Origin of the sequence: Streptomyces sp. NPDC088553, from assembly GCF_044752965.1 — a bacterium.
GTDB lineage: Bacteria > Actinomycetota > Actinomycetes > Streptomycetales > Streptomycetaceae > Streptomyces.
Genome location: NZ_JBIVMG010000011.1, coordinates 78,726 through 94,645, shown reverse-complemented (window position 1 = coordinate 94,645; position 15,920 = coordinate 78,726). Strand labels below are relative to the sequence as shown.

The window sequence follows — 15,920 nt, the reverse complement described above, 5'->3', positions numbered from 1 at the left end:
GCGGAGCCCGGCTACGTCTTCGTGAGGCGTTCCAGGGCGTCCGGGGCCTCGTCGATCGAGTCCACGAGGGCGATGCGGGCCGCCATCGGCCGGCCCGCCGCCAGGGCCTCCAGGAGGGGCCAGGCCGGGAGGCGTTCCGTCCAGTGGGCGCGGTCGACGAGGACCATCGGGGTCGGCGGGCCCTCGGACGGGTAGTAGTTCGGGGTCGCGTTGTCGAAGATCTCCTGGACCGTGCCCGCCGCGCCCGGAAGGAAGACGACGCCCGCCCCGCAGCGGGAGAGGAGGCCGTCCTCCCTGGTGGCGTTGGCGAAGTACTTGCCGATGTGGCCCGCGAAGGCGTTCGGCGGCTCGTGGCCGTAGAACCAGGTGGGGATGCCCACCGAGTCGCCGCCGTGCGGCAGGCGGGCCCGTGCCCGGAAGGCCGCGCGGGCCCACTCCGTCACCGAGGGCTCGAAGGACGGGACCGTCGCGAGCTGGGCGAGGGCCTCGGCCAGCGCCTCGTCGGTATGCGGTGCCACGTACGCGCCGAGGTTCGCGGCCTCCATCGCGCCGGGGCCGCCGCCGGTCGCCACGGTGAGCCCGGCGCGCGCCAGCGCTCTGCCGAGCCGGGCGGCGCCCGCGTACGCCTCGGTGCCCCGGCCCATCGCGTGGCCGCCCATCACGCCGACGACCCGGGCCCCGTCGAGGTGTTCGTCGAGGGCGTCGGAGACGGCGTCGTCGTGGAGCGAGCGGATCACCGAGGCGAGGATGTCGCCGTCGGTCCGGGTCCGTCGGAACCATGCGTACGCGAGGGCGTCCGGCGTTCCCCCGTAGCCCGTGTCCGCGAGTCCGTCGAACAGCTCCTCGGGGGAGTAGAGCGCCGCCCGGTACGGGTCGAAGGGCAGATCGGGCAGGGGCGGGAAGACGAGCGCGCCGGCGGCGCGGACCTTCACGGACGCTTCCGGCTGCATCGGGCAGCCGAGGAAGACGGCGTCGGTGGTGACGGCGGTCAGCAGGGCGAAGGTCCGGTCGGTGAGGTCGACCGACTGCACGCGGTACCCGGCGAGCGAGCCGGGCCGGGCGACCGCCTCGTCGAACGCTTCGAGCGTGTGGATCTCGCGGCCGTGTCCGCGCGGTCCGGGCGGCCGGTGTGCCGGGGGAAGGGTCGCCATGGGCCCACGATAGGGGCGGCACCGGGGTGCCGCCCCTGGAGGCGTCGCGCCGGTCGGTCCGGGGTCCGGCCCGACCGGCTGAGACACCGCGTCGGTGTCTCAGCCGGTCAGCGGCAGCGCCGCCAGTTCCGCCACGGCCCACGTCAGGGGGAGGAAGACCACGAGCAGCACGCCGGCGCGCATCAGGGCCGCCGAGCGGAGGACCGTGGGCGGGGCGCCGATGCGGAGGAGGGCCTCGGTGGTGTGGGCGCGGCACTGCTTGGACTCCAGGGCCGCGGTGAGGAGGGTCGCCGTCGTGCAGGCCAGGATGAGGGCGGCGCCCAGGCCGGTGAGCGGGCCGAAGGCACCGGGGCCGGTGCCCGACTCGTGCAGGGCCGCCGCCGCGAGCGTTCCGGAGACCACCGCGCTGACCACGCCCAGGGGGCGGCCGATACGGCGGGACTCGTCCATCAGGACGCGGCCGGCGAGCAGCCGTGTGGCGCCGGGCCTGACGGACTGGAGGAGGCGGCCGCAGCCGTGGACCAGAGCGGGGCCCGCCATCGCGAGGCCGACGGCGGTGAGGGCCCAGCCGGCCAGGACGCCCGCCGGGTTGCCGTCGAAGCGGCCCGGCAGGGGGAGTCCCTCGGCGGCGCCGCTGCGGCCCGCGTACGTCTCGATGGCGAGGCCGACCGCGACCAGGGCGATCCCCCACGGCAGCCCGGACGGCACCGGCTTCTCCGCGCCCTCCGGTGCGGCGGGCGCGGTGCGCGGCCGCAGGGTGAGGCCGGCGGCCGTGGCCGCGACGACCGGAAGGACGGCGAGCAGGGTGAGGGCGGCGGCGAGCGGGATCGGCTGGTCGGCGGCGAGGAGGTCGGCGGCGGCCCCGTCGAAGGGCAGGCCGGTGATGTCGCCGCGCAGGTGGAGGTAGAACAGCAGCGCGACCATCGAGCCGAGCGTGCAGGCGACGGCCGTCGACGCGGCGGCGATCGCGGTGAGACGGGCGGGGCCGAGGCCGATCGCGGAGAGCCCCGGGCGCGGGCGGGTGCTGGGGTCGGTCCGGGCCACCGCGACCGCGAACTGGACGGTCGCGGCGAGCGGCAGGACGCACCAGAGCAGCCGCAGCACGGACGCCGAGGACCGCTCGGGGTGCCCGACCGCGTAGCCGAGGGTGCAGAGCAGGAGGAAGCCCACCCCCGCCGCCGCGACGGCGACGAGGAGCCGGCGCGTCTGGACGAGGGGGTGGGCCCCGCGGGCTAGACGGAGAGCGAGCACGCCGCGACGCCCTCCGCCCCTGACGCCGGGGGTACGGTGCCGACCCGGCGTCCGTCGAGGAGCGCGACCGTGCGGTCGGCGAGCGCCGCGACCTCGGCGTCGTGGGTGGCGAGGAGCACGGTGATGCCGTGCGAGCGGGCGGCGGCGGTCAGGGTGCGCAGGACCTGGGCGCCGTCGGCCCGGTGCAGGGTCGCGGTGGGTTCGTCGGCGAACAGCACCGACGGGGTGGTGACCAGCGCGCGGGCGATGGCGACGCGCTGGCGCTGCGCGTGGGTGAGGGCGTGCGGGCGCTTGCGGGCGCAGGCGCCGATGTCGAGGCGCTCCAGCCACTCCACGGCGGCGGTCTTCGCGGCCCGGTGGGAGGTGCCGCGGAGCAGCAGGGGCAGGGCCGCGTTCTCCCAGCCGGTGAGCTCGGGGACGAGGCCGGGCTCGGGATCGATCCAGCCGAAGCGGTCGCGTCGGAGCCGCTCGCGGTCGGCGGGGCCCAGGGTGTGCACGGGGCTGCTGTTGAACCAGACCTCGCCCTGCTGGGCGAGGAGCTGGCCGGACAGGCACCGCATGAGGGTGGTCTTGCCGCTGCCGCGCGGGCCGACGACGGCGAGGATCTCGCCCTCGCGGACGCCGAGGGAGACGCCGCTGAGGGCGTCCGAACCGCCCAGGGCGCAGTGCAGGGAACGCGCCCAGAGCACGTCGTTGTCCGGTGGGGCCATCGCGTACACCTCGATGTCGGATCCGATCTGTGTCCCCCGTCCGGGGGAACGAAGGGACGGGCCTGTCGGTCACTGGGCACCGTAAGTATTCGGATCCGTTTGTACGGACAGCACGCGGCCCGGGCCGCCGCCATCCACTCGGATGGCGGCATGCCCGGGCCGGGGTCACGCCGTGAGGGCGGCGTGATGTCGTGTGCCTCGCGCGGCGGGGACCTTAGAGCTTGGTCCAGGCCTCGGTGAGCACCGAGCGCAGGATGCCTTCGATCTCGTCGAAGGTGCCCTGGTCGGCGATCAGCGGCGGGGCGAGCTGGATGACCGGGTCGCCACGGTCGTCGGCACGGCAGTACAGACCGTTCTCGAACAGCGCCTTGGAGAGGAAGCCGTAGAGGACCCGCTCGGTCTCCTCGTCCGTGAAGGACTCCTTGGTGACCTTGTCCTTGACGAGCTCGATGCCGTAGAAGAAGCCGTTGCCGCGGACGTCGCCGACGATCGGGAGGTCGTGCAGCTTCTTCAGGGTGTCGAAGAAGTTGCCCTCCTGGTCGAGGACGTGCTGGTTCAGGCCTTCCTTGTCGAAGATGTCGAGGTTGGCGATGGCGACCGCCGACGACACCGGGTGGCCACCGAAGGTGTAGCCGTGGAGGAAGGTGTTGTCGCCCTTGTAGAAGGGCTCCGCGATGCGGTCCGAGACGATGCAGGCGCCGATCGGGGAGTAGCCCGAGGTCATGCCCTTGGCGCAGGTGATCATGTCCGGCACGTAGCCGAACTTGTCACAGGCGAACATCGTGCCGAGGCGGCCGAAGGCGCAGATCGTCTCGTCGGAGACGAGGAGCACGTCGTACTGGTCGCAGATCTCGCGGACGCGCTGGAAGTAGCCGGGCGGCGGCGGGAAGCAGCCACCGGCGTTCTGCACCGGCTCCAGGAAGACGGCCGCGACGGTGTCGGGGCCCTCGAAGAGGATCTGCTGCTCGATCTGGTCGGCGGCCCAGCGGCCGAAGGTCTCGGGGTCGTCGCCGTGGATCGGGGCGCGGTAGATGTTGGTGTTCGGCACCTTGTGCGCGCCGGGGACCAGCGGCTCGAAGGGGGCCTTGAGGGCCGGCAGGCCGGTGATGGACAGGGCGCCCTGCGGGGTGCCGTGGTAGGCGACCGCACGCGAGATGACCTTGTACTTGGTGTGCTTGCCCTGCAGCTTGAAGTACTGCTTGGCGAGCTTCCACGCGGTCTCGACGGCCTCGCCGCCACCGGTGGTGAAGAAGACCTTGTTCAGGTCGCCCGGCGCGTAGTCCGCGAGACGCTCGGCGAGCTCGACGGCCTTGGGGTGCGCGTACGACCACACGGGGAAGAACGCGAGCTCCTGGGCCTGCTTGTACGCGACCTCGGCCAGTTCCTTGCGGCCGTGTCCGGCGTTGACCACGAAGAGACCCGCGAGACCGTCGAGGTAGCGCTTGCCCTTGTCGTCGAAGATGTAGGTGCCCTCACCACGCACGATGGTGGGAACGGGCGAGTTCTCGTACGACGACATGCGGGTGAAGTGCATCCACAGGTGGTCGTACGCGGTCTTGGAGAGGTCCTGGGTCACGATTATCGAGTTCCCCACATATAGGTCTGCTTCTTGAGCTTGAGGTAGACGAAGCTCTCGGTGGAGCGCACGCCGGGGAGGGTGCGGATGCGCTTGTTGATCACATCCAGCAGGTGGTCGTCGTCCTCGCAGACGACCTCCACCATCAGGTCGAAGGAGCCCGCGGTCATCACCACGTACTCGCATTCGGCCATGGCCGTCAGGGCTTCCGCAACCGGATCAAGGTCACCCTCGACGTTGATGCCGACCATCGCCTGCCGCCGGAAACCCACGGTGAGCGGGTCGGTGACGGCGACGATCTGCATGACGCCCTGGTCGAGCAGCTTCTGGACGCGCTGCCGCACGGCGGCCTCGGAGAGGCCCACGGCCTTGCCGATCGCCGCGTAGGGGCGGCGACCGTCCTCCTGGAGCTGTTCGATGATCGCCAGGGAGACGGCGTCGATCGTCGGGGACGAACCGGTTCCGGTTCTGGGTTCTGTGCTTCGACTGGCCACGGGTTCACTGTGCACCGAGAATGTCGGTCTTGCAACCCCAGAGCGATGTAATTCGTTGTCGAGGGCCTCGAATCTCACGGAATCCGAAGTTGGAGAGGGTTGGGCCTGTTGAAAGCGTCAGCCGAGCGACTAGGCTGAGGTGTCTCGCCCATCGGGACACCGCACAAGGACGTGCGACGACAGAACGTGACAGGAGGGGTGGCAAGTGACCACCGAGCTGCGCCGGCTGCGTAACTACATCAACGGGGAGTTCCGCGACGCGGCCGACGGCCGCACCATCGAGGTGGTCAACCCGGCCACCGGCGAGGTGTACGCCACCTCCCCGCTCTCGGGCCAGGCCGACGTCGACGCCGCGATGGAGGCCGCCGCGGCCGCCTTCCCCGCCTGGCGTGACAGCACGCCGTCCGAGCGCCAGAAGGCGCTCCTCAAGATCGCCGACGCCTTCGAGGAGCGTGCCGAGGACCTCATCGCCGCCGAGGTCCAGAACACCGGAAAGCCCGTCGCCCTCACGGCGAGCGAAGAGATCCCGCCGATGGTGGACCAGATCCGCTTCTTCGCCGGTGCCGCCCGGCTGCTCGAGGGCCGCTCGGCCGGCGAGTACATGGAGGGCATGACCTCCATCATCCGCCGCGAGCCCGTGGGCGTCTGTGCCCAGGTCGCGCCGTGGAACTACCCGATGATGATGGCCGTGTGGAAGTTCGCCCCGGCGCTCGCCGCGGGCAACACCGTCGTCCTCAAGCCCTCGGACACGACCCCCGCGTCGACCGTCCTGATGGCGGAGATCATCGGCCAGATCCTCCCCAAGGGCGTCTTCAACGTCGTCTGCGGCGACCGCGAGACGGGCAAGGCGATGGTCGAGCACCCGACCCCCGCCATGGCCTCCATCACCGGCTCCGTACGCGCCGGCATGCAGGTCGCCGAGTCGGCGGCCAAGGACGTCAAGCGCGTCCACCTGGAGCTGGGCGGCAAGGCCCCGGTCGTGGTCTTCGAGGACACCGACATCGACAAGGCCGTCGAGGACATCTCCGTCGCCGGCTTCTTCAACGCCGGCCAGGACTGTACGGCCGCGACCCGTGTCCTCGTGCACGAGTCCATCCACGACGAGTTCGTCGCCGCGCTCGCCAAGGCCGCCTCCGAGACCAAGACCGGTCAGCCGGACGACGAGGACGTGCTCTACGGCCCGCTCAACAACGCCAACCAGCTGAAGCAGGTCACCGGCTTCATCGACCGCCTCCCGGCGCATGCCAAGGTCCAGGCCGGCGGCCACCGGGTCGGCGACAAGGGCTACTTCTACGCCCCGACCGTCGTCTCCGGCCTCAAGCAGGACGACGAGATCATCCAGAACGAGGTCTTCGGCCCCGTCATCACCGTCCAGTCCTTCACCGACGAGGCGCAGGCACTGGAGTTCGCGAACGGCGTGGAGTACGCCCTCGCCTCCTCCGTCTGGACCAAGGACCACGCGCGCGCGATGCGCATGTCCAAGTCGCTCGACTTCGGCTGTGTGTGGATCAACACCCACATCCCGCTGGTCGCCGAGATGCCCCACGGCGGCTTCAAGAAGTCCGGCTACGGCAAGGACCTCTCCGCCTACGGCTTCGAGGACTACACGCGCATCAAGCACGTGATGACCTCCCTGGGCTGAACCCCCGCCTGAACGCCACGCGGCCCCGGCACCCCGGTCGACAGGGTGTCGGGGCCGCGCCGCGTCGCTCGACGGAGCGTCCATTGCCCCGGCACGCGGCCTGCCGCGATGCTGCACGGGTGAGAGCGACAGCCAGGAACAACATCTCCCGCCGGTCCCTGCTGCGCGGCATCGGCGGTGCCGGGGCCGCGAGCCTGCTCGCCGCCGGCTGTGGGGTCCCCGCCGCCTACGTCGACGAGGGCGACCGGGCCGGCCGCGACCTCTCCGCCCGGGACCGGACGCTCGACTTCGCCAACTGGCCCCTCTACATCGACACCGATGACGAGGACGCCAGGAAGCGCCCGACCCTCGACGCGTTCAGGAAGCGCACCGGGATCTCCGTCCGGTACACCGAGGAGATCAACGACAACGACGAGTTCTTCGGCAAGATCAGCCCGTCCCTGATGAACCACCAGGAGACCGGCCGCGACCTGATCGTCGTCAGCGACTGGATGGCCGCCCGCTTCGTCCGCCTCGGCTGGGCCCAGGAGATGAACCGCGCCACCCAGCCGAACGTCACCGAGCACCTCGACCCGCAGCTCCGCTCGCCCGCCTTCGACCCGGGCCGGCTGCACACCGTCCCCTGGCAGTCCGGGATCACCGGCATCGCGTACAACCGCAAGAAGCTCGGCCGGGAGCTCCGCTCCACCAAGGAGCTGTGGGCCGACGACCTGCGCGGCAAGGTCACCCTGCTGTCCGGGCTCGACGAGTCCTTCGCGCTGCTCATGATGGGCAGGGGCGTCGACGTCACCCGGTGGACCGGGGACGACTTCCACGGCCTGTGCGAGCAGATCGAGGGCCTCGTGAAGAAGCGGCACATCCGCCGCTTCACCGGCAACGACTACATCAAGGACCTGTCGACCGGCGACGTGCTGGCCTGCCAGGCGTACTCGGGCGACGTCATCCAGCTCCAGGCCGACAACCCGGACATCGAGTTCGTCGTCCCCGAGGAGGGCGCCGAACTGTGGGCCGAGTCCCTCATGATCCCCAACCTCGCGCACCACAAGGCCAACGCCGAGAAGCTCGTGGACTACTACTACGAGCCCGAGGTCGCCGCCGAACTCGCCGCCTGGGTCAACTACGTCTGCCCGGTGCCTGCCGCGCAGAAGGTCCTCGCGGACTCCGGCGACGAGGAGCTCGTGGCGCTCGCGGAGGACCCGCTGATCTTCCCGGACGCGGACATGCGGGGACGGCTCGAGATCGCCCGGGACATCACCGCGCAGGAGCGGCAGGACTTCACGAAGCGGTGGAACGCGATCGTCGGCCTGTGAGTTGAGCCGGATGTGACCACATCCCTGCCCACATCCTCATCCCACCCGAGCGCGCTCGCCACCTACGGGCTGTTCCTCGCCTGGGCCGTCCACGACGCCGAGGAACTGGTCCTCGGACCCCGCTGGCTGCGGGAGAACCTGCCGATGCTGCGCGAGCGGTTCCCCGGTGTGCCGGAGGCGGTCTGGAAGGCCGCCGAGTCCGTCGACGAGCGTGAATTCGCCCTGGCCGTGGGGGTGATGGCGACCATCGTCGGTGCCGCCGCCGTGGCCGGGGCCCGTACCGGCGGCCGGTCCGCCTTCTACCAGGGGGCGTTGAACGGCTTCGGACTGCACGGCCTCGTCCACCTCGCGCAGGCCGCCGCCGTGCGCGGGGTGACACCCGGCTCCGTCACCTCGCCGCTCGTGGTCATCCCCTTCACCCTCTGGGCGCGCGGCCGGCTGCGCCGCGCGGGCGTGCTCCGCCCGGCCGGACTCCGGGGCACGGTGGCCGGCCTGGGGGTGGCGGCGGCCGCCACCGTCGTCGCACACGCGGTGGCACGCCGACTGGCCCCCCGTTTCTGAACGCGTTCAAGAAGGGCGTACGCTGCCCTCATGAGCGACTCGAACGGGCCGAGAGCCCTTCTCACGCGCATCCGCGTCTGGCTGATCGTCTTCGTCGCCTGCCTGGTCCTGAGCGGGATCACCGCGTTCCCGCTCGTCACCGAACTCCGGCTGCTGGACTCCTCGCTCGACGGGTGGGCGGCTCCCGTGGCCGACCTCCTTCCCGGGCTCGCCGAATGGATCGACCGGGTGCGGGGCGGCCTGGAGACCGCCGACGAGCAGGCCCCGTACCTGCTCTACGGCACCGACTGGCTCGCCTTCGCCCACCTCGTCATCGCGGTCGCCTTCTACGGCGTCCACCGCGACCCCGTCCGCAACGTGTGGGTCGTCGAGTTCGGCATGATCGCCTGCGTCGGCATCATCCCGCTGGCCCTGATCTGCGGACCCCTCCGGGGCATCCCCTTCTGGTGGTCGGTCATCGACATGTCCTTCGGCGTCGTCGGGATCCTGCCGCTGCTCCACGTACGCCGGCTGATCAAGCGGCTCGAAGCCGCCGCGGCGCCGACGCCGGCGTCGGTGACGGGGCCCGAGCCGGCCGGCGCCCGCTAGTCCGGCAGGCCGTACGCCGCGACCATGACGTTCAGGGCGGTCGGGTTCATGTCCTGGCCCTTCGCGTCCGTGGAGTTGACGCTGTAGACGAGGGTGCGCGCGCCGTCGCGGGTGGAGGCGATGGCCGTGTTGTACCCCCAGCGGCCGCCGGTCTTGCCCCAGACCTCGCGGCCTCCGAGCCTCTTCATCGACAGACCCGCCGAGTACGCGGCCGGCTCGCCGGACTTCAGGTCCGCGACCTTCGGCAGGGTGAACATCTCCTCCAGGAGCGGACCGCGCACCACCCGGCCCGCGAACAGCGCCCGGGTGAAACGCTCCAGGTCGGCCGTGGTCGAGACCAGGTCACCGGCCGCCCAGCCGTCCGTCGCCGCCCACACCGAGACGTCCCGCAGGCCGGTCGTCCCGTCGTCCAGCCGCATGGTCTGGTAGCCGTGGTTGTACGGGCCGACGAGCTCGGCCGCGTCGCCCGGGAGATAGGTGTCCCGCAGGCCCAGCGGGCGCAGGATCCGCCGCTCCACCTGGTGCTCGTACGAGTCGCCCGTCACCCGCTCCACGATCAGACCGGCGATCGTGTACCCGATGTTGAGGTAGTGCTGCTTCGTGCCGGGCCGGAACTCGCGCGGCTTCGCCGTCGCCGAGCGGACCATGGCCTCCGGGTCGTGGACGTCGAAGCGGTGGGCGTACCACTCCTCCACCGTGTCGCCGACGGCCAGTTCGGGAGCCGGGACGCCGTGGGTGTGGTTCAGGAGCTGGCGCACGGTCACCGTGGCGTACCGGCCGGGGATCAGCTCCGGCAGGTACGAGCGGGCCGTGCGGTCCAGGTCGATCCGGTGCTCGGACGCCAGCTGGAGGACGGTCGCCGCCGTGAAGACCTTCGTCACCGATCCGGCGCGGAAGCGGGCGGCCGGGGCGGCGGGGGCGCCGGTCGTCAGGTCGTGGACCCCCGCGCTGCCCTGCCAGGAACCCTCGGTGCCGCCGACCCGGACGAGCGCGGCCGTGGCGTCGGCCCGGGGGAGCCCGGCGATCACCGTGCTCAGGTCCGGGCCGGTCGGCCGTGCGGTCGACACGACCGCCGGGGATACCGCGGAGGCCTGGGGCGTCGCGAAGGCCGGGGTCAGCGCCGGGCCCGCCGCGACCCCCAGGACCAGGGCGGCGGCGAGCAGCGTGCGGGTGGACGTCCTCATGGTCAACTCCGGTGATGTGAGCCGTTGTTCTCGATGGCTCCATCCTGCTGACCAGCGGCGACCGGCGGATCGCCCGCACCGGCGGTCTTCCGCCGGTCAGTTCCTCGCCGACACGGGGGAGGGGCCGGGCCCCTCGCCTCCCCCGGGCGGGGGAGAGCCCGCCGCGACCAGACCCGTCTCGTACGCGCAGATCACCGCCTGGATCCGGTCCCGCAGGCCGAGCTTGGCGAGCACGTTCCCCACGTGGGTCTTCACCGTGTGGTCGCTGACCACCAGTTCCGCCGCGATCTCCGCGTTGGAGAGACCGCGCGCGAGGAGCAGCAGGGTCTCCCGTTCCCGGGCCGTCAGCACGTCGAGCCGGGGGTCGGGGGCGGTCCTGCGCGGGCCGCCCGCCGTGTACTGCTCCACCAGACGGCGGGCCACGGACGGGGCGAGCAACGAGTCGCCCGCCGCCACCACCCGTACCGCGTGCACCAGATCGTCCCGGCGCACGTCCTTGAGGAGGAAGCCGCTCGCGCCCGCGTGCAGCGCCTCGTACACATACGCGTCGGTGTCGAAGGTCGTCAGGATCACCGTCCGGCATCCGGTGTCCGCGCTGATCGCCCGGCAGGCCTCGATGCCGTCGGTGCCGGGCATCCGGATGTCGAGCAGCGCCACGTCCGGGGCGTGCCGGCGCACCGCCTCGACCGCCTCGGCGCCGTCCCCGGCCTCCGCCACGACCTCGATGTCCGGCTGTGCGTCGAGGATCATCGCGAAGCCACTGCGGACCAGTTCCTGGTCGTCCGCGACCACCACCCGGATCGTCGTCATCTCCCCACCTCCGCCGTGGAGGGTACGGGGAGCAGGACCCGCACCTCGAACCCCCGGCCGCCCGGTCCCGGGCCGGTCGTCGCCGTCCCGCCGTGCGCGGCGGCCCGCTCGCGGATGCCGGTGAGGCCGTGGCCGCCGGAGCCGCGCCCGGCCGGCACCGGAGCGGGGCCCGGCCCGTCGTCCGTCACCGTGACGCGCAGGACGCCGTCGGCGTGGGCGAGCCGGACGTCGGCCCGCCGGGCGCCCGCGTGCTTGACGACGTTCGTCAGGGCCTCCTGCACGATCCGGTAGGCGCTCGCGCCGGTCGCCGCCGGCAGCGCCCGTACCCCGCCCTCCGTCGTGTACTCCACGAGCAGACCGCCGGACCTCACCCGCTCCACCAGCGCGGGGATCCCCGAGAGGTCCGGCTGCGGCTCGCGGGGCGGTGCCCCCTCGGGCCCCTCCCGCAGCAGCCCCAGCATCTGCCGCAGCTGGGTCATCGCCTCGCGGCCCGTCTCCGAGATCGCCTCGAACGCCGCCTCCGCGCGCTCCGGCGCCGTGCGCACCGCCACCGGGCCCGCCTCCGCCTGCACGATCATCAGGCTCACCGCGTGCGACAGGATGTCGTGCATCTCCCGTGCGATCCGGGCCCGTTCGCGTGCGGCGGCCCGCTCCGCCTCGATCAGGTGCGCGCGCTGCCGGGCGTCCTGGAGCCGGCCGAAGACATAGGCGGCGCCGAACACGAAGAGCGAGAAGGTCAGTTCACGGGCCGACCGGGTGTTGAGCCAGACCGAGGCGGGCACGGCGACGACCAGGAGCACGGCCGTCGCGAGCCGCTTCGCCGGCGGGGAGACGTGCGCGATCGTGTAGACGATGACGAGCCCGGTGTACGGCAGCGGCTGGCCCGGACCCTCCAGGGCCAGGACGTACAGCGTGCTCGTCGCCAGGATCGCGAGGAGTACGGCGACCGGCGCCCGCCGCCGCCAGACGAGTGGGACCACCGTGAGCGTCGTCAGTCCGTACGCGGCCCAGGTCGCCGGTTCGAGTTCCGGCCCGCGCGGCACCACGAACGGCATCGTCATCGCCGCCTGGACGAGCAGCGCGATCCCCAGGTCCACCGACCACGGGTTCGCCGCGCCCCAGGTGCGCGCCCGCTCCCACCGGCCGCGGACCTTCCCCCTCGGTGCCATTACGGCTTGCGGCCCACCGCGCCGAACTGCGCCACCACGGGGGCGTTCTCGGCCGTCGCCCGCCAGCGCGAGCAGGAGAGGATGCCCGGCTCCAGGACGTCGAGGCCGTCGAAGAAGGAGGCGAACTCGGAGCGGCTGCGGGCGGTGATCGGCGGGGTCGCGTTCTCGTTCCAGAAGGCCATGGCGGCCTTGTTGCCCTCGCCGCCGAGCTCCGGCTCCAGGGTGGGGTGGGTCAGGACCAGGTGGCTGCCGGAGGGGACGGCGTCCATCAGGGTGCGGACGATCGACCGGGCCTCGGTGGTGTCCAGGACGAAGTTGAGGATGCCCAGCATCATCACGGCGACCGGCCGGGAGAGGTCGAGCGTCGCGCCGGCCGCCGCCAGGATCTTCTCCGGGTCATGGGCGTCGGCGTCCACGTACTCCGTGACGCCCTCCGGCGCGCTGGTCAGGAGCGCGCGGGCGTGGGTGAGGACGATCGGATCGTTGTCGACGTAGACGATCCGGGCGTCGGGCGCGGCCCGCTGGGCGACCTCATGGGTGTTGTCGGCGGTCGGCAGGCCCGTACCGATGTCGAGGAACTGGCGCACCCCGGCGTCCGCGGCGAGGAAGGTGACGGCGCGGCCGAGGAACGCCCGGTCCGCGCGGGCCACTTCGCCGATGCTCGGGTAGAAGCCGGTGACCTGGTCGCCGACCGCGCGGTCGACCGGGTAGTTGTCCTTGCCGCCCAGCCAGTAGTTCCACACCCGGGCGTTGTGGGCGATGTCGGTCCGGATCCGGTCGTTCATGCCTGGGCCTTTCGCAGGACGGCGGAGAGTGCGTCGACCCGGTTCGTGGTGATCGAGTCGACCCCGTTCTTGATCAGCTTACGCATGGTGCGGGAGGTGTCAGCCGTCCAGGCCGAGACGAGGAGACCGTCCCGGTGCACCCGGTCGGTCAGGGCCCGACTCACCAGTCCGAAGCGGTAGTTGAGCCAGCGGGGCCGGACCACGTCGAGCAGGATCGGGCGGGGCGGGGCGAGCGAGGTCCAGGTGAGGGCGATCTCGGCGGCCGGGTCGGCGGCGCGGACCTGGAGCATGGCGACGGCCCCGGCGCAGTAGTAGACGCGTTCCCCGGCGCCGCACTCGCGGACCGTACGGACGATGGCGCGGACCGAGTCCTCGTCGCCGCCGGGCAGGTCCAGCATCAGCCGCTTCTCGCCGGCGGTGAGCAGCGCCTCGCGCAGGGTCGGGACCCCGCGGTACGTCAGCTCCTGGACCTGCTCGTACGAGAGCGCGGAGAGCGGGCGGTCGTGGCCCCACAGGCGCTTCAGGGTGTCGTCGTGGAGGAGGACGGGCACGCCGTCCTTCGTCAGCCGGACGTCGACCTCGACCGCGTCCGCCCCCCGCTCGATCGCCGAGGCGATCGAGCCGAGGGTGTTCTCGCGGACGCGGTACGGGTCGCCGCGATGGCCCACGACGGTGACGGAGGCCGTGGCCTCCGCGGCTTTCACGACGGCGGTCGGGTCCATGGCGGTGTCGGAGTCCATGGGCCCATTCTCGCTGTCGTGGGCGCGGGAGCCAGTCGTCAGCGCGCGAGCCAGGTGTCGGTGTACGCGTCGATCTCGGCGGCGATCCTGGCCTTCCCTGCAGCGTCGAGGAACGAGGCCTCCACCGCGTTCTTCGCGAGGGCGGCGACACCGCGCTCGTCGAGGCCGAGGAGCCGGGCGGCCACCGCGTACTCGTTGTTGAGGTCGGTGCCGAACATCGGCGGGTCGTCGCTGTTGATCGTGACGAGGACGCCGGCGTCCACCATCTGCCGGATCGGGTGCTCGTCCAGGGTGGCGACGGCCCGGGTGGCGATGTTCGAGGTCGGGCAGACCTCCAGGGCGATGCGGTGCTCCGCCAGGTGGGCGAGGAGCGCCGGGTCCTGGACCGAGCTGGTGCCGTGGCCGATGCGCTCGGCGCCCAGGTCGTTGATCGCGTCCCAGATCGTCTGCGGGCCGGTCGTCTCGCCCGCGTGCGGGACGGAGTGCAGGCCGGCCGCCCGCGCCTGGTCGAAGAACGGCTTGAACTGCGGGCGCGGCACGCCGATCTCGGGGCCGCCGAGGCCGAAGGAGACCAGGCCCTCGGGGCGCAGCCCGTCGGTGGTGGCGAGGCGGGCGGTCTCCTCGGCGGAGATCAGGCCGGCCTCGCCCGGGATGTCGAAGCACCAGCGCAGGATGGTGCCGAACTCGGCCTCGGCCGCCTTGCGGGCGTCCTCGATGGCGGCCATGAAGGCACGCTCGTCGATGCCGCGGCGGGTGGAGGAGTAGGGGGTGATGGTCAGTTCGGCGTACCGGATGTTCTGGCGGGCCATGTCACGGGCGACCTCGAAGGTCAGCAGCCGGACGTCCTCGGGGGTGCGGACCAGGTCGACGACCGAGAGGTAGACGTCGATGAAGTGCGCGAAGTCGGTGAACGAGAAGTAGTCGGTCAGCGCCTCCGGGTCCGTGGGGACCTTGGAGTCGGGGTGCCGGGCGGCGAGCTCGGCGACGATCCGGGGCGAGGCGGAGCCGACGTGGTGGACGTGCAGCTCTGCCTTGGGCAGGCCCGCGATGAAGGGATGGAGATCGGTCATCCCGTCATCGTAGGCCGGACGGTTCCCCCTCAGGGGTGAGGCCGTAGCATGGCGGGACCATGATGGGGGAGGCCCATGTCTGACAACCAAGACCAGTCGCGGGGCGGGTACGACCCGACGGACCCGTGGGCTCCGCCGAACCGCGACGGGGTGGAACTGAGCAAGCCGGCGACGCCGTCGCCGTCGCCGGTGCACGACCAGCAGACCGTCACGTCCGTTCCGCTCGCCCAGCCCGGCCCCCACGACGTGCCGCCGCCACCGGTCGCACCCGGTGGGCCCGCGGCCACGCCCGGCGCGTACGGCTACCCGGCGGCGGACACGTCCGGCGGATACGGGTACCCGTCGGCGGTGACCCCGCAGCCCGCCCCGACGAGCTCCGGGTACGGCTATCCCGGCTATCCGGCGCCCGGCGGCTACCCCGGCCAGACCGGCTGGCAGCAGTCCCCGTCCAACGGCATGGGGACGACCTCGATGGTGCTCGGCATCATCGCGGTGGCGGGTTTCTGCATGTACGGCCTGGGCGTGATCCTCGGCATCCTGGCGCTGATCTTCGGCATCATCGGCATCAAGAAGTGCGGCCGGGGCGAGGCGACCAACCGGGGCATGGCCATCGCGGGCATCGTGCTCGGCGCCATCGGCACCCTGGTCAGCGCCGTCTTCCTGGGCTTCCTGATCTGGGCGATCAGCCAGGACTCGTCGTCCTTCGAGGACTCCGGCTACGACGACGACCCGTTCGCGTCGAGCCTGGTGGTCGAGAGCGGCAGCCGCTGAACGACCCCGCGGTCGCCCGGGCGGTCCCCTCCTGAGCGAACCACGGCCACCCCGGAGCGACCCGCGGTCCCGTCCGGAGCGGCCTGCCGTCCTCTCCGGAGCGACCCG

Annotated in this window: 16 protein-coding genes; 5 read left to right on the top strand and 11 right to left on the bottom strand. The window is 72.1% G+C overall.

Annotated elements, in window-relative coordinates:
• Positions 1-11 precede the first annotated feature (11 nt).
• From ACIP8Z_RS31405 to ACIP8Z_RS31385, 5 genes are all read right to left on the bottom strand, one after another.
• Positions 12-1,151 carry an LOG family protein gene (locus tag ACIP8Z_RS31405; protein WP_402089520.1) on the bottom strand — a complete coding sequence of 380 codons (1,140 nt, stop codon included), beginning with the start codon at positions 1,149-1,151 and terminating at the stop codon, positions 12-14.
• A 99-nt stretch (positions 1,152-1,250) separates the two neighbouring features.
• A complete protein-coding gene (locus ACIP8Z_RS31400) occupies positions 1,251-2,402 on the bottom strand; it encodes a hypothetical protein (protein WP_402089519.1) in 1,152 nt (383 codons plus the stop codon).
• Complete coding sequence (locus ACIP8Z_RS31395) at positions 2,384-3,112, bottom strand: ATP-binding cassette domain-containing protein (RefSeq protein ID WP_319320000.1); 729 nt, start codon at positions 3,110-3,112, stop codon at positions 2,384-2,386. The genes ACIP8Z_RS31400 and ACIP8Z_RS31395 overlap by 19 nt, the downstream gene beginning before the upstream one ends.
• 214 nt (positions 3,113-3,326) lie before the next feature.
• Positions 3,327-4,706: an aspartate aminotransferase family protein gene (locus ACIP8Z_RS31390; RefSeq protein WP_402089517.1), complete on the bottom strand. Its 1,380-nt coding sequence runs from the start codon at positions 4,704-4,706 to the stop codon at positions 3,327-3,329.
• Entirely contained in the window at positions 4,691-5,197 is a 507-nt protein-coding gene (locus ACIP8Z_RS31385; protein ID WP_319320228.1) for an Lrp/AsnC family transcriptional regulator, read from the bottom strand. The genes ACIP8Z_RS31390 and ACIP8Z_RS31385 overlap by 16 nt, the downstream gene beginning before the upstream one ends.
• 190 nt (positions 5,198-5,387) lie before the next feature.
• On the opposite strand from ACIP8Z_RS31385, the gene ACIP8Z_RS31380 reads away from it, so the two are divergent.
• The 4 genes from ACIP8Z_RS31380 to ACIP8Z_RS31365 all read left to right on the top strand — a co-directional run bounded on the left by ACIP8Z_RS31380 (position 5,388) and on the right by ACIP8Z_RS31365 (position 9,283).
• Positions 5,388-6,824 carry a gamma-aminobutyraldehyde dehydrogenase gene (locus ACIP8Z_RS31380; protein ID WP_402089515.1) on the top strand — a complete coding sequence of 479 codons (1,437 nt, stop codon included), beginning with the start codon at positions 5,388-5,390 and terminating at the stop codon, positions 6,822-6,824.
• A gap of 143 nt (positions 6,825-6,967) precedes the next feature.
• Positions 6,968-8,134 carry a spermidine/putrescine ABC transporter substrate-binding protein gene (locus tag ACIP8Z_RS31375; protein ID WP_402089727.1) on the top strand — a complete coding sequence of 389 codons (1,167 nt, stop codon included), beginning with the start codon at positions 6,968-6,970 and terminating at the stop codon, positions 8,132-8,134.
• Between the two features lie 12 nt (positions 8,135-8,146).
• Positions 8,147-8,695, top strand: coding sequence for an HXXEE domain-containing protein (locus tag ACIP8Z_RS31370; RefSeq protein ID WP_402089513.1), 549 nt, complete (start codon positions 8,147-8,149; stop codon positions 8,693-8,695).
• 30 nt (positions 8,696-8,725) lie between these two features.
• A complete protein-coding gene (locus tag ACIP8Z_RS31365; protein WP_402089511.1) occupies positions 8,726-9,283 on the top strand; it encodes a hypothetical protein in 558 nt (185 codons plus the stop codon).
• Here ACIP8Z_RS31365 and ACIP8Z_RS31360 read toward each other — a convergent pair.
• From ACIP8Z_RS31360 to ACIP8Z_RS31335, 6 genes are all read right to left on the bottom strand, one after another.
• On the bottom strand, positions 9,280-10,467 hold the full coding sequence (locus ACIP8Z_RS31360; protein ID WP_402089509.1) for a serine hydrolase domain-containing protein: 1,188 nt from the start codon (positions 10,465-10,467) through the stop codon (positions 9,280-9,282). The genes ACIP8Z_RS31365 and ACIP8Z_RS31360 overlap by 4 nt on opposite strands.
• A 96-nt stretch (positions 10,468-10,563) precedes the next feature.
• The gene (locus ACIP8Z_RS31355) at positions 10,564-11,277 is read right to left on the bottom strand and encodes a response regulator (protein WP_402089507.1); all 714 of its coding nucleotides are present in this window, start codon (positions 11,275-11,277) and stop codon (positions 10,564-10,566) included.
• A complete protein-coding gene (locus tag ACIP8Z_RS31350) occupies positions 11,274-12,446 on the bottom strand; it encodes a sensor histidine kinase (RefSeq protein WP_402089505.1) in 1,173 nt (390 codons plus the stop codon). The genes ACIP8Z_RS31355 and ACIP8Z_RS31350 overlap by 4 nt, the downstream gene beginning before the upstream one ends.
• Positions 12,446-13,231 carry an SAM-dependent methyltransferase gene (locus tag ACIP8Z_RS31345; RefSeq protein ID WP_402089503.1) on the bottom strand — a complete coding sequence of 262 codons (786 nt, stop codon included), beginning with the start codon at positions 13,229-13,231 and terminating at the stop codon, positions 12,446-12,448. The genes ACIP8Z_RS31350 and ACIP8Z_RS31345 overlap by 1 nt, the downstream gene beginning before the upstream one ends.
• The gene (locus tag ACIP8Z_RS31340; protein ID WP_402089725.1) at positions 13,228-13,953 is read right to left on the bottom strand and encodes a glycerophosphodiester phosphodiesterase; all 726 of its coding nucleotides are present in this window, start codon (positions 13,951-13,953) and stop codon (positions 13,228-13,230) included. The genes ACIP8Z_RS31345 and ACIP8Z_RS31340 overlap by 4 nt, the downstream gene beginning before the upstream one ends.
• Before the next feature lie 56 nt (positions 13,954-14,009).
• Positions 14,010-15,041 carry an adenosine deaminase gene (locus tag ACIP8Z_RS31335; protein ID WP_319320025.1) on the bottom strand — a complete coding sequence of 344 codons (1,032 nt, stop codon included), beginning with the start codon at positions 15,039-15,041 and terminating at the stop codon, positions 14,010-14,012.
• A 75-nt stretch (positions 15,042-15,116) separates the two neighbouring features.
• Between ACIP8Z_RS31335 and ACIP8Z_RS31330 the strand changes: the two genes are divergently transcribed.
• Positions 15,117-15,812 carry a DUF4190 domain-containing protein gene (locus ACIP8Z_RS31330; RefSeq protein WP_402089501.1) on the top strand — a complete coding sequence of 232 codons (696 nt, stop codon included), beginning with the start codon at positions 15,117-15,119 and terminating at the stop codon, positions 15,810-15,812.
• Positions 15,813-15,920 lie beyond the last annotated feature (108 nt).